Below are 13,308 nucleotides of genomic sequence, written 5' to 3'. Positions count from 1 at the left end.
CTCAGCCCTGCAGGCTCGGCGTGCGCTGGGCGCAGTGGTCGACATAGGTCTTGATGCGGTCGATGCCATCGGCGCCGAACCAGAACACCTTCCACTGGTCCTGCTTGTAGCAGCCATCGGATTCGGCGTAATAGAAGTGGTTGATCGGGTTGCCGTGGCGCGAGCGCCAGAACAGCTGCGGGGTTTCGTCCAGCATCACGTTCCACACCGCCCGACCCAGGCCTTCGCCCTGCGCATCGTCCAGCACCGCGAACTTGTCCAGGTACACGCCCTCGGCCTCGTCGGTGAGGATGACCGCGGTGCGGTAGTTCTCGCTCACATAGGCGCGCAGCAGGCGGGTCTTCTGGAAGTAATCGGCCACCAGGGTGCGGCCGAAGCTGGATTCGATCAGCCCCTTCAGGCGCGGCAGGTCCAGTTCGCTCCATTCGGTGGCGCGCAGCACTTTCTCGCCCTTGCGCACCAGCGTGCCCGAGCCCTTGTGGGTGAACAGTTCCTTGGCCAGGTCCGCCGGACGGGTGATCGACACCGACGATTCCAGCGGCAGGCGATCCAGCAGGTCCTTGATCTGTTCGATCTTCACCTTCATGCCGCCGTGGATCCACGGCTGCGCGATCAGGTGGTCGTACTCGGTGGACAGGTTGATCGAATCGATCACCGTGCCCTGCTCGTCCAGCAGGCCGCCGGTGCCGGTCAGGAAGATGATCTTGTAGGGCTGCAGTTCCTGCACCAGCTCGTTGGCGGCGAAGTCGGCGTTGACGTTCAGGATCTGCCCACCGGCGGTTTCACCCAGGCTGGTGATGACCGGAATGGAGCCGGCGCGCAGGCTGGCTTCGATCGGCGCCAGGTTCACCTTCTTCACTTCGCCCACCAGACCGTAGGTGTCCAGGTCCAGGTATTCGGCTTCGAACACGCCGCCGGTAATGGACGTGGCACGCGCGCCGTTCTGCTGCAGGGCTTCGACCAGGCGCAGATTGGACTGCTGGAACACCCGGCGCACGATGGCCAGGGCTTCCGGCGAGGTCACGCGCAGGCCGTTGACCGTCTGCTTTTCGATGCCGGCCGCGGACAGTTCCGCATCCAGCTGCGGGCCGGCGCCGTGCAGCACGATCGGGGTCAGGCCCACTTCCTGCAGGAAGGACAGCGAGGAGGTCAGCGCTTCAAGGTCGTCGCGCAGCACGGCACCGCCAACCTTCACCACAGCGAAGCGCTTGGCATCCAACTGCGAAAAGCGCTTGAGGTACTGGCTGATCTCCTTCGCGCTGGCCATGCTGGAAAGCAGGCGCACGATGGTCTGGCGGGTCTGGCGGTGGGGCTGGAGGGCAGGAGACATTTCGGTTTCGTCGGAAAGGAGGAATCAGGCGCCGGCGGCGATGATGCGGTGCACGGCGTCGGTATAGCGCTGCAGCTGGTCCAGCGTCACGAACTCATCGGCGGTATGCGCCTGGGCGATGTCGCCCGGGCCGAACACCAGCGTGGTGTAGCCACCGGCCGAGAACAGCGAGGCTTCGGTCCAGAAATCCACCGCGTTGCCGATCGGCAGGTCCAGCGCATCGGCCACGTCGCGCGCCAGCAGGCGGCGGTGCTCGGCTTCGGCAATGTCACCGGCCGGCAGGCTGGGGCCACGGAAGGTTTCGGTGAACACCGCCGCTTCCGGCTCGGCAAAGCCGGCGAAGGTCGCCAACAGCGCATCGATGTCCATCGACGGCAGCGGGCGGAAACCGAAGCGCACCTCGGCGGCAGGCGCGATCATGTTGGCCTTGATGCCGCCTTCCACGCGGCCGATGTTGAAGCGCAGGCCGGTCAGGCCGCCGAAGCGTGCCGAGGCCAGCGATTCCACGTGGTCCAGCGCACGGTTGCCCCAGCGCATGGCCTGGTGCAGCGCACTGGCGGCGGCATCCTGCTTGCCCGAGGCATGGCCGGCGCGGCCGGCGAACTGCATCAGCACCGAGCTGATGCCACGGTGCGCCAGCACCGCCTCGCTCATGGTCGGTTCGGCCACCAGCACCGCTTCATAGGGCAGTCCACGGGCCAGGAACGCGGCGATGCAGCGCGGATCGTTGGCTTCTTCGTCACTGGAGAACAGGAACGCCGCATCACCATCGCTGGCGTTGGCCGCGGCCACCAGGGCTGCCGCCGCGCCCTTGATATCGCACACCCCCAGACCAACCACGCGGTCGTCCAGGCGGCGCATCACGTGCGGATCGGCAGTCCAGTGCGGCGAATCAGGCACGGTATCCAGGTGCACGTTGAACAGGTACTTCGGCGTACCGCGCACCGCGTACAGGCTGACCGCACCGGCGCCGTGGTCGATCACCTCGACGTTGAAGCCGGGCAGATGGTCGCGCAGGTAATCGAAGATGCCGCCAGTGGTGATCGCACGCGGCGGGTTGCGGGTGTCGAAGGACACCAGGGCCTGCAGATGCGAGATCGTCTGTTCAAGCATGAATCAAAGATCCTGTGGAATTCCGCCGGGCATGGCCCGGCGCTACCGTAATGCGTCTGGTGGAGAGCCCCCTTCTTGTTGAAGGGGGCGCGCCGAAGGCGCAGGGTTAAGGAGAAATGCGTGGGCTCGTGCTCAAGTCAACCGCGGTTGACTTGAGCAAAGAGCGTCGAGCTCATGCCGAACAGCTTGATGAAGCCTTCGGCTTCTTCCACGCCCCAGTCGGCCGACTGCGCGTAGGTGGCGCCCTTGGTGTTGAGCAGGTGCGGTGACTTCACCGCCACCGCGTCAACGCGGCCGCCACGGGTTTCCAGCACCACTTCGCCGTTCACCTTGGCCTGCGAGGACTTCAGGAACGCTTCGATGTCGGTCTTCAGCGGGTCGTGGTAGAAGCCTTCGTACACCAGCTCCACCCACTTGCGCGCCACGTCCGGCTTGAAGCGGTTCTGCTGCTTGGTCAGCACGGCATCTTCCAGCGCGCGGTGTGCGGCCAGCAGCGAAACCAGGCCCGGGGCTTCGAACACGATGCGGCCCTTCAGGCCGATCACGGTGTCACCGGTGTAGACGCCACGGCCGACGCCATAGGGGGCGAACAGCTTGTTCAGCTGGGCCAGGATCTGGTCGCCCGGCAGGGCCTTGCCGTTCAGTTCGACGGCTTCGCCTTCCACGAACTTCAGGGTGACGGTCAGCGCCTGTTCCGGCCACTCGCTGCGCGGCGAGCACCAGCCGCGGGCGCCTTCGCCCGGCGCTTCCCAACGGTCGATCTCGCCGCCGGACATGGTCACGCCCAGCAGGTTCTCGTTGATGGTGTAGGCCTGCTGCTTGGCGCGCACGCCGAAGCCGCGCTCTTCCAGGTACTTCTGTTCGTAGGCGCGGGTCTGGGTGTGTTCCTTCTGGATCTCGCGGATCGGCGCGATGATCTGGTAGTCACCCAGGGCCTTCACGGCCAGGTCGAAGCGGACCTGGTCGTTGCCCATGCCGGTGCAGCCGTGGGCGATGATGTTGGTGCCCAGTTCGGCGGCACGCTTCAGCGCGGCATCGACGATCAGGTAACGGTCGGACACCAGCAGCGGGTACTGGCCCTGGTAGCCTTCGCCGGCCCACACGAACGGCTTGACGAAGCCTTCCCAGATGGCCGGGCCACCGTTGACGGTCACGTGGCTGGTGACGCCCAGTTCGGCGGCGCGCTTTTCGATGAAATCGCGCTCTTCATCATCCACGCCGCCGGTATCGGCGAACACGGTGTGCACGTTGTAGCCGCGCTCCTGCAGGTAGGGCACGCAGAAGCTGGTATCCAGGCCGCCGGAGAAGGCGAGAACGACGTCTTTGTTGCTCATGGGGAGGGTATGTCCTGGTAGCGCCGGGCCGTGCCCGGCGGAAATGATTGAATCGGAAAAAAAATCAGCGCCCGGCAACGGCGGCCATGATCGCCTTCTGCACGTGCAGGCGGTTCTCGGCTTCGTTGATGGCGATGCACTGCGGCGAATCCATCACGCCGTCGGTGGCCTTCACGTTGCGGCGCAGCGGCAGGCAGTGGCTGAACACACCGTTGTTGGTCAGCGCCATCTTGCGTTCGTCCACGATGAAGTGCTTGTACTGGTCGCGGATCGGCTTTTCCGGCTCCCAGTTGCCGAAGAACGGCAGCGCGCCCCAGCTCTTGGCGTACACCACGTCGGCACCGGCGTAGGCGCTGTCGATGTCATGGCTGATCTTCAGCGAACCGCCGCTCTCGGCCACGTTCTGCTCGGCCCAGCCCATGTAGCGGTCGTCCAGGATGTAATCGGCGGTCGGGCACAGCAGGGTCACGTCCATGCCCATGCGGGTGGCGATGGTCAGCGCCGAATTGGCCACCGCGGTGTTCAGCGGCTTGGGGTGGTAGGTCCAGGTCAGCACGTACTTCTTGCCACGCAGGTCCTGCGTACCGAAGTGTTCCTGCAGGGCCATGATGTGGGCCAGCTCCTGGCACGGGTGGGTGATGGTCTCCATGTTGATGACCGGCACCGGGGAGTACTTGGCGAAGCTGTTGAGGACGATGTCCTGGCGGTCGTAGGCCCAGTCCACGAACTTGGGGAACGCGCGCACGGCGATGATGTCGCAGTAACGGCCCAGCACCTTGGCCACTTCGGCGATGTGCTCTTCGGTATCGCCATCCATCACCGTGCCGAGGTTGAACTCGATCGGCCACGCATCCTTGCCCGGCTGCAGCACCACCGCGTGGGCACCCAGCTGGAAGGCGCCCAGTTCGAAGCTGGTACGGGTGCGCATGGACGGGTTGAAGAACACCAGCGCGATCGACTTGCCCTTGAGCTGGTCGCCGATCTTGTTGCGCTTGAACAGCTCGGCCTGGGTCAGCAGGGCGTCAAGCTCGCTGCGGCTCCAGTCCTGGGTGTTCAGGAAGTGCTTGGGGGACATCATCTTTCCTTGCGTGGCGGCGCCGGGCTGCGGCGCGGTGGAAGGGAAAACCGGCAAACAGGGTGGTGCGAAATGGTTGCAGATGAAGCTTTCAGGACGCGGAAACGAAAAAACCCAGCCGGCGGGCTGGGTTTTTTTCGGACGAACAGCAGAAAGCTCCGGTTACCCAGCGGAAATGTGGGGTTCCGGTCGACGGGCACGCGACGTCATGCCAGTGGCCTGGCGGGCGGCGCTGCTGTCGTGCTGGAAGTCGGTGAGCTTCATGGCCGAACATCTTTGCATGGGCGGGGGGCCTGCGCAAGGGGCAGGCGTCGCAGAATCAGGGCGAAGCGCCAGCGGTCTGGTCGGCGCCCACCCAAGGGGTGATCGACACCCGGATCTTCAGCCGGTTGCCGGGGTCTTCCGGCAGCCGCGAGCGGTACTTGGTGCCCTTGTAGACGTAATCCACGTCGTAGGCGATGGGGCGGCGGAATTCACGGCCCACCGGCACGATGCGGCAGTCGCGGGTCAGCATGGGGCCATTGTTGGCCGGGGCCGGGGCCGGATTCTCGGCGGCCACCTCGGCGGCGGCCTCCTCGTCGCTGCGCTTGAACATCGAGCGCACCGAATCCCAGAAGCGGCCGATCCTGCCCTTGTCCTCCACCGGCTCCTCGCCGGTCACGTTCACCGGGGCCAGGGTGCGGGTGGACACCGGCTCGCAGTGCTCTTCGGTGCGGGTGGCGCGCAGGGTCTGGAACACCGGCTCGACGTTCAGCACCTGGGCGTAATCGAACTTCACGTTCTCCACGATCACCACACGGTTGCGCGGCTCGGCCTCCTGGGCCCGGACCACGAACGGCGCCGCCGACAGGCAGGCCAGGGTCAGCAACGCGGTGGTTTTCATTGGCGACGGAAGGAAGGACACGGCAATAGTGTAGGCAGTGACGACCGCAAGGGGCTGAACATTACCCGTCCGCGCCGCTCCTGCCCACCCCACCCCGCCCGCCGGTGGGCCCCGGCGCCCCCAAAGGGGCCCGACACGTTCTAAAATCACAGGCTTGTCCCCCACCCCGATCCCCATGACCCTGCGCCTGCACAACAACCTGACTCGCCAGCTCGAACCGTTCACCCCGATCGATCCGGCCTGTCCGACCCTGTATGTGTGCGGCCCCACGGTCTACAACTACGTGCATATCGGCAACGCCCGTGGCCCGGTGGTGTTCGGGGTGCTGGCCGACCTGCTGCGCCGCCGCTTCGGCGCGCTGCGCTACGCCCGCAACATCACCGACGTGGACGACAAGATCAACACCGCCGCGCGCGAGCAGGGCGTGCCGATCAGCACCATCACCGACAAGTTCGCCGCCGCCTACCGTGAAGACATGGCCGCGCTGGGCGTGGTGCCGCCGGACATCGAGCCGGAAGTAACCGCGCACATGCCGCAGATCATCACCATGATCGAGCAGCTGATCGACAACGGCCATGCCTACGCCGCCGAGGGCCACGTGCTGTTCGCGGTGGCCAGTTTCGATGGCTACGGCAAGCTTTCGCGCCGCGACCCGGAAGAAATGCTGGCCGGCGCCCGCGTGGAAGTGGCGCCGTACAAGCGCGACGCCGGCGATTTCGTGCTGTGGAAGCCGTCCAGCGACGACCTGCCCGGCTGGGAATCGCCGTGGGGCCGCGGCCGCCCGGGCTGGCACATCGAGTGCTCGGCGATGGCCGCCGCCCACCTGGGCGAGACCATCGACATCCACGCCGGCGGCGTGGACCTGCAGTTCCCGCACCACGAGAACGAGATCGCGCAGAGCGAATGCGCCCACGGCGGCAAGGTCTTCGCCCGCTTCTGGCTGCACAACGGCATGCTCAACTTCGGCGGCGCCAAGATGAGCAAGTCGCTGGGCAACATCGAGCGCGTGCACGACCTGGTGCGCCAGCACCCGCCCGAAGCGCTGCGCCTGGCCCTGCTGTCGGCCCACTACCGGCAGCCGCTGGACTGGTCCGATGCACTCATTGAACAGTCCGCGCGTACCCTGGACCGCCTGTACGGCACCCTGCGCGACCTGGTGGACGTGGATGCTGCGGCCGTCATTCCGGCGTCGGTGGAAGCCACCCTGGACGATGACCTGAACACCCCGCAGGCGCTGGCCGAGGTCGCCCGCATTGCTGGCGAGGCCCGCCGAGCCACCGACCCGACCGAGCGCGCGCGCCTGAAGGGCGAACTGCTCGGCGCCGGCCTGGCGCTGGGCCTACTGCAGGCCGACCCGGCGCAGTGGTTCGGCACCGCCGCCAGCGAAGGCGACGACGATGCGCGCATCCAGGGCCTGATCGACGAACGTGCCGCGGCCAAGCAGGCCCGCGATTTCGCCCGCTCCGACGCCATCCGCGACCAGCTGGCCGCCGAGGGCATCGTGCTGGAAGACACCCCGCAGGGCGTGCGCTGGGTGCGCAAGCGCGCCTGACCGCCCTGCCCCGTGGCCGGCGCCCCCGGCCACGCCCCCACTGCAGAGACCGTTGTGACCGACTCCCCGTTCCCGCTTGAACCCACCGCCGCCGAGGCGCAGAGCGCCATTGCCGAAGAATTCGCCTTCTTCGGTGACTGGTCCGAACGCTACCAGTACCTGATCGACCTGGGCCGCAAGCTGCCGACCTTCCCGGAAGAGTGGAAGACCGAAGAGCACCGCCTGCTGGGCTGCCAGTCGATGGTGTGGATCGTGCCGGAAGGCAACGCGCAGTCGCTGCGCTTCCACGCCATCAGCGATTCGGCCATCGTCTCGGGCCTGATCTTCCTGGCCCTGCGCGTGTACTCGGGCCGCTCGGCCCAGGAAATCGTGGCCACCGAACCCAGCTACATCCAGGACATCGGCCTGGCCCGCCACCTCTCGCCCACCCGCAGCAACGGCGTGGCCGCGATGCTGGCCTTCATCCGCGAGACCGCGCAGGCCCAGCTGCAGCGCGAACAGCCGTGACCGCCGCCGCCACTGGAGAGGAAGGCGCGCTGGCCCTGCTGGGCCGGCCCGGCTTTGCCAAGCTGCTGGCCTACCGCATCTTCGCCATGCTGTCCTACCAGGTGGTGGCCGTCACCGTCGGCTGGCACATCTACGAAGTCACCCGCAATCCGTTCTCGCTGGGCCTGGTCGGCCTGGCCGAGGTGCTGCCGTTCTTCTGCGTGGCGCCGTTTGCCGGCTACCTGGTGGACCACCTGCCGCGGCGCCGGCTGGGCATGGTTGCCTGCGCCGGGCTGGTGGCCACGGCCATCGTGCTGACCTGCGTGGCAAAGGGCTGGTTGCCGTTCCACGGGGTCTGGCCGATCTATGCGGCCATCGCCCTGACCGGCATGGTGCGTGCCTTCCTGTCGCCCATCTACAACGCCCTGTTCGCCCGCGTGCTGGCCCGTGAGCAGTTCGCGCGCGGCGCCGGGCTGGGCAGCGTGGTGTTCCAGTCGGGCATGGTGGTGGGCCCGGCGCTGGGCGGCATCCTGGTCGGCTGGGGCGGCAAGGGCCTGTCCTACGCGGTGGCCACCGGCTTCGCACTGGTCGCGCTGGGCTGCCTGGCCACACTGAAAGTGAGCGAGCCGGTGCATGACGGCCCGGCTGCGCCGATCTTCAAGAGCATCGCCGAAGGCGCCCGCTTCGTGGTCGGCAACCGCATCATGGTCGGCGCGATGGCGCTGGACATGTTCTCGGTGCTGCTGGGCGGCGTGGTGGCGATGCTGCCGGCCTTTCTGCAGGAGATCCTGCACCATGGCCCGGAAGGGCTGGGTATCCTGCGCGCGGCACCGGCACTGGGTTCGATCGCGGTCGGCCTGTGGCTGGCCCGCCACCCGCTGCAGAAGAACGCCGGGCGCGTGCTGCTGTTCGCCGTGGCCGGGTTCGGCCTGTGCGTGGTCAGCTTCGGCCTGTCCCAGCACTTCTGGCTGTCGGCGCTGATCCTGCTGTTCTACGGGGCGTTCGATGGCGTGTCCGTGGTGGTGCGCTCGACCATCCTGCAGCTGGCCACGCCCGAGGAAATGCGCGGGCGCGTGTCTTCCATCAACGGCATCTTCATCAGCTCGTCCAACGAACTGGGCGCGTTCTACGCCGGCACGATGGCCAAGCTGCTGGGCCTGGTGCCGGCGGTGGTGCTGGGCGGCTGCGCGGTGCTGGGCGTGGCCGGCATTACCGCCTGGAAGAACCCGACGCTGCGGAAATTGAATCTGCGCGACCTGCAATAAGCTCGCCGTTGTAGAGTCGAGCCATGCTCGACTGCTCTTCAGAAGCGCCAGTCGAGCATGGCTCGACTCTACAAGAGCCAGGCAGTCGAGCATGGCTCGACGCTACAAACAAAAAACCCGGCCAAGGCCGGGTTTTTCGCATGACCACACAACGCTCTGGAATCAGTCGCCCTGCTGCTTCTGCAGGTGCTCCCAACGCTCCTGGGCGTCGATGGTGCGCTCGGCGGTCAGGCGCGCTTCCAGGCGCTCCAGGCCGATTTCTTCACCAGTGTCCACGCAGTAGCCGTAGTCACCTGCTTCCAGGCGCTTGAGGGTGCTGTCGATCTTGCCGATCAGCTTGCGGTAGCGGTCACGGGTACGCAGTTCCAGCGAGTTCTCGGTCTCGCGGGTCGCACGCTCGGCTTCGTCGCCGATGTCACGCACTTCCTCGCGCAGGTTCTCGATGGTCTGCTTGGATTCTTCCACCAGGTCACCACGCCAGTTCTGCAGGCGCTGACGGAAGTATTCCTGCTGCAGCGAGCTCATGTATTCCTCTTCCGAGGACGGCTTGTAGCCAGCCGGCAGGATCGGGCGGCCAGTGGCCTCGTCGGTCTTGTATTCGATGACCTTGTACTTGCTGCGCGGGGCCGGCGCCGCCGAACGGGCGGTCACAGCCACGGCAACCTTGCCGACGGGGCGCGACACGGTCTTCGGAGCGGTATCAGGATTCACGGCGGATTTCACGGCGGTCTTGGCAGGCGATTTCGAAACGGGCACGGGATTCTTGGATTGCGGGGCCTTCGATGCAACCGAGGCGGCGGCCGCGGCCGGCTTGGGGGCCGGAGGGGCAGCAACCACGGGGGCGGTCTTGGCCGGGACAGGCTTGGCCGGAGCAGGCTTTGCGGCAGGCTTCGGTGCGGACTTCACTACGGGGGCCGGGGCCGGCTTTGCAGCCGGCTTGGCAACATTCTTTGCGGCCTTCTTTACAACGGCAGGTGCGGGCGCCGGTTTAGCGGCAGCCGCCTTTTTCGCGACGGGCTTGGCAGCCCCCTTGCTGGCCACCGGCTTCGGTGCCGGCTTGGGCGCGGCCTTCCTGGCAACCGGTTTGGGCGCCGGCTTGGCGGCAGCCTTCTTCACCGGAGCAGTCTTGGCAGCGGTCTTCTTCGCCACCGGGGCCTTCTTCGCCGCGGCCGCAGGCTTGGCCTTCACCGGCGCTGCCTTCTTGGCCACGGCGGGTTTGGCGGCCTTGGCCGGGGTCTTCTTTGCGGTGGCCTTCCTGGCCGCCGGTTGCGATGACGCCGCCTTCGCTGCCGGCTTGCTGGCCGACTTCGGGGCAACGGGCTTGGCCGCCAACTTCTTCACAACAGGCTTGGCGGTTTTCTTGGCGGCCTTGACGGCCTTCTTTGCAGTTTTTTTAGCAGCCACGAAACGCTCTTCCTTGGATTCCCCGGGGCCCGGGAAAGCGGGCCTTTATAGCCTACCCGACCGGCAGCAGCAACCTTGGGGGCCTGCTCCATTCAGTCCTGGAGCCAGCGGGCCCAACGTGGCGGTCCGAACAACCTGGCCGCCCTGCGCGGTGCGGAACCTGGCCGGCACCTGCAAGGGTGCCAGCACCGGTCGCAGGCCATCGGCGACATGCGACCAACGGCCCATCCTGCACAAATGCGGCCTTCATGCCAACTGGCATAAGATGACTGGGTGATCTCGCGCCTGCTCATCGCCCTGCTGCGCTTCTACAAGCGCTTCATCAGCCCCCTGTTGGGGCCGCGCTGCCGTTTCGTGCCCAGTTGTTCTGAATACGCGATGGAGGCCATCGGCCGCCACGGCCCGCTGCGCGGCAGCTGGCTGGCCGCGCGCCGGCTGGGCCGCTGCCACCCCTTCCATCCCGGCGGCTTCGATCCAGTGCCCGAGTCTTCCCACGCCCCTTCTTGCCGTTGCACAGGAAAACACTGACATGTCCTCCACCCTCATCACCAATGCCCGCATGGTCAACGAAGGCCGCACCTTCGACGGCGACCTGCGCATCGAGAACGGCCGCATCGCGCAGATCGGCAGCGGGCTGACCCCGCGCGACGGCGAACAGGTGGTGGACGCGGCGGGGCGCTGGCTGCTGCCCGGCATGATCGACGACCAGGTGCATTTCCGCGAACCGGGCCTGACCCACAAGGGCGACATCGCCAGCGAATCGGCGGCGGCCGTGGCCGGCGGCCTGACCAGCTTCATGGACATGCCCAACACCAACCCGCCCACGCTGGATTCGACCATCCTGGAGGCCAAGTACGAACTGGCCCGCGGCCGCGCCTGGGCCAACTATGGCTTCTACCACGGCGCCAGCAACGACAACCTGGAAGCGATCCGCGCACTGGACCCGAAGAAGGCCCCGGGCGTGAAGGTGTTCATGGGCGCGTCCACCGGCAACATGCTGGTGGATGACCCGGACACGCTGGATGCGATCTTCCGCGAATGCCCGACCCCGATCATCACGCACTGCGAAGACACGCCGATGATCGATGCCAACCTGAAGGCATTCCAGGAAAAGTACGGCGATGCGCTGACCCCGGACATGCACCCGGACATCCGTTCGCGCGAGGCCTGCATCAAGTCCACCCGCCTGGCCATGTCGCTGGCGCGCAAGCACGGCACCCGCCTGCACGTGCTGCACATTTCCACTGCCGACGAACTGGCGCTGTTCGAGAAGGGCCCGCTGATCCGCGCCGACGGCAGCCGCAAGCAGATCACCGCCGAAACCTGCGTGCACTTCCTGCACTTCGCGCGCCCCGATTACGCGACCAAGGGCAACCTGATCAAGTGCAACCCGGCCATCAAGGAAGTGTCCGACCGCGAGGCGATCACCGCCGCGCTGGCTGACGATGTGCTGGACGTGCTGGCCACCGACCACGCCCCGCATACCTGGGAAGAGAAGCAGAAGCCCTATGCGCAGGCGCCGTCGGGCCTGCCGCTGGTGCAGTACGCCCTGGTGGCCGCGCTGGAGCGCGTGCACGAAGGCAAGCTGACCCGCGAGCAGGTGGTGCAGAAGTTCGCCCATGCCCCGGCGCAGCTGTTCGACGTGGAAGAGCGCGGCTTCCTGCGCGAAGGCTACTTCGCCGACCTGGTGCTGGTGGAAGACGTGCCGTTCACCGTCAAGCGCGAGGACGTGCTGTCCAAGTGCGGCTGGTCGCCGTTTGAAGGCACCACCTTCCGCTCGCGCGTGGCCTCGACCTGGGTGAACGGCCAGCTGGTGTGGAACGGCAGCAAGCTGGTGGGCGAACCGGCCGGCCAGCGCATGACCTACGACCGCTGATGCGTTCGGCACTTCTGTTCGGGGCGCTGCTGTTGGCCGCGCCCCTGCTCAACGCACCGCCGGCACAAGCGCAGGATGGCATCGGCAGCCTGATCGACAGCCGCGTGGTGTTCCCGCCCAGCGCCTCGCAGGGCGCCATGGTGATCGGCAAGGTGCCGGCCGGCAGTCACGTGCGCTACGCCGGCCGCGACCTGCGCGTAAGCAACTACGGCAGCGTGGTGTTCGGCATCGGCCGCGACGAGAAAGGCCCGCTGCAGGTGCAGGTGCAGCGCCCGGATGGCGGCAGCGAGACGGCCACGATTTCGGTGACCCCGCGCGACTGGCCGACCGAGCGCGTGAACGGCGTGCCGCCGAAGACGGTGAATCCACCGCCGGCGATTGCCGAGCGCATCAAGCGCGAACAGGCGCAGGTGACCGCGGCGCGCGCCCGCGATGACAACCGCACCGACTTCACCCAGACCTTCATCTGGCCGGTGCAGGGCCGCATCAGCGGCCGCTTCGGCAATGCACGCGTGTACAACGGCCAGCCCGGCGCAGGCCATTCCGGCATGGATATCGCGGTGCCCACCGGCACCCCGGTGAAGGCGCCAGCCGCCGGCGTGGTCACCTTCGCCGGCCCGGATCTGTACCTGACCGGCGGCACGTTGCTGATCGACCATGGCTACGGCATCAGCTCGAACTTCCTGCACCTGTCACGCATCGACGTGAAGGTGGGGGATCGTGTCGAGCAGGGCCAGGTGATTGCCGCCGTCGGCGCCACCGGCCGCGCCACCGGCCCGCACCTGCACTGGGGCATGAACTGGTTCGATACCCGCATCGACCCGTTGCTGGTGCTGGAACGCAAATAGCGCGCGCAATGCGCTTGGGTGGGGTCATGATCCGGTAGCGCCGGGCCATGCCCGGCGAGCGCAATGCGCCTTGGTAGGTGCCGACCTTGGTCGGCACGATCCCCAGAGCGTGCGGACCGGGCATTCATCCACGCATGGCGTG

12 protein-coding genes are annotated in these 13,308 nt (G+C 66.9%); 6 read left to right on the top strand and 6 right to left on the bottom strand.

Annotated features, from left to right (window positions below):
- Position 1 precedes the first annotated feature (1 nt).
- The 5 genes from G4G00_RS18455 to G4G00_RS18435 form a co-directional block, all read right to left on the bottom strand.
- Positions 2 to 1,330, bottom strand: coding sequence for an acetylglutamate kinase (locus tag G4G00_RS18455; RefSeq protein WP_108753625.1), 1,329 nt, complete (start codon positions 1,328 to 1,330; stop codon positions 2 to 4).
- 24 nt (positions 1,331 to 1,354) lie between these two features.
- Entirely contained in the window at positions 1,355 to 2,443 is a 1,089-nt protein-coding gene (locus G4G00_RS18450) for an acetylornithine deacetylase (protein ID WP_108753626.1), read from the bottom strand.
- 137 nt (positions 2,444 to 2,580) lie between these two features.
- Positions 2,581 to 3,777 (bottom strand): argininosuccinate synthase, encoded by a 1,197-nt coding sequence (locus G4G00_RS18445; RefSeq protein WP_164275604.1) that lies wholly within the window; start codon positions 3,775 to 3,777, stop codon positions 2,581 to 2,583.
- 64 nt (positions 3,778 to 3,841) lie between these two features.
- A complete protein-coding gene (locus G4G00_RS18440) occupies positions 3,842 to 4,852 on the bottom strand; it encodes an N-acetylornithine carbamoyltransferase (protein ID WP_108750133.1) in 1,011 nt (336 codons plus the stop codon).
- A gap of 319 nt (positions 4,853 to 5,171) precedes the next feature.
- On the bottom strand, positions 5,172 to 5,735 hold the full coding sequence (locus G4G00_RS18435) for a hypothetical protein (RefSeq protein WP_108750134.1): 564 nt from the start codon (positions 5,733 to 5,735) through the stop codon (positions 5,172 to 5,174).
- Positions 5,736 to 5,910: 175 nt separating this feature from the next.
- Between G4G00_RS18435 and cysS the strand changes: the two genes are divergently transcribed.
- From cysS to G4G00_RS18420, 3 genes are read left to right on the top strand one after another with little or no spacing between them, the layout of a single operon-like run.
- The gene (gene cysS, locus G4G00_RS18430; protein WP_164275601.1) at positions 5,911 to 7,287 is read left to right on the top strand and encodes a cysteine--tRNA ligase; all 1,377 of its coding nucleotides are present in this window, start codon (positions 5,911 to 5,913) and stop codon (positions 7,285 to 7,287) included.
- 54 nt (positions 7,288 to 7,341) lie between these two features.
- Positions 7,342 to 7,794: a SufE family protein gene (locus G4G00_RS18425; protein ID WP_164275598.1), complete on the top strand. Its 453-nt coding sequence runs from the start codon at positions 7,342 to 7,344 to the stop codon at positions 7,792 to 7,794.
- Entirely contained in the window at positions 7,791 to 9,038 is a 1,248-nt protein-coding gene (locus G4G00_RS18420) for an MFS transporter (RefSeq protein WP_108753630.1), read from the top strand. Before G4G00_RS18425 ends, G4G00_RS18420 begins: the two co-directional genes overlap by 4 nt.
- A gap of 162 nt (positions 9,039 to 9,200) precedes the next feature.
- Here the strand turns inward: G4G00_RS18420 and dksA are convergent, their stop codons facing one another.
- The gene (dksA, locus tag G4G00_RS18415) at positions 9,201 to 10,442 is read right to left on the bottom strand and encodes an RNA polymerase-binding protein DksA (RefSeq protein WP_164275595.1); all 1,242 of its coding nucleotides are present in this window, start codon (positions 10,440 to 10,442) and stop codon (positions 9,201 to 9,203) included.
- Between the two features lie 273 nt (positions 10,443 to 10,715).
- Here dksA and yidD point away from each other — a divergent pair, with 273 nt between their 5' ends.
- Genes yidD through G4G00_RS18400 form a run of 3 tightly spaced genes read left to right on the top strand, consistent with a single transcriptional unit; the run spans position 10,716 to position 13,166 of the window.
- On the top strand, positions 10,716 to 10,970 hold the full coding sequence (gene yidD / locus G4G00_RS18410; RefSeq protein ID WP_108750139.1) for a membrane protein insertion efficiency factor YidD: 255 nt from the start codon (positions 10,716 to 10,718) through the stop codon (positions 10,968 to 10,970).
- A gap of 1 nt (position 10,971) precedes the next feature.
- On the top strand, positions 10,972 to 12,318 hold the full coding sequence (locus G4G00_RS18405; protein ID WP_108753632.1) for a dihydroorotase: 1,347 nt from the start codon (positions 10,972 to 10,974) through the stop codon (positions 12,316 to 12,318).
- Positions 12,318 to 13,166, top strand: a complete 849-nt coding sequence (locus G4G00_RS18400) for a M23 family metallopeptidase (protein WP_164275592.1) — start codon at positions 12,318 to 12,320, stop codon at positions 13,164 to 13,166. The genes G4G00_RS18405 and G4G00_RS18400 overlap by 1 nt, the downstream gene beginning before the upstream one ends.
- Positions 13,167 to 13,308 lie beyond the last annotated feature (142 nt).

It is taken from the genome of Stenotrophomonas sp. B1-1 (assembly GCF_010894375.1).
Taxonomy (GTDB): Bacteria; Pseudomonadota; Gammaproteobacteria; order Xanthomonadales; family Xanthomonadaceae; genus Stenotrophomonas.
Note: the sequence above shows the minus strand (reverse complement) of the source record. Positions and strands in the feature narration are given on the sequence as shown.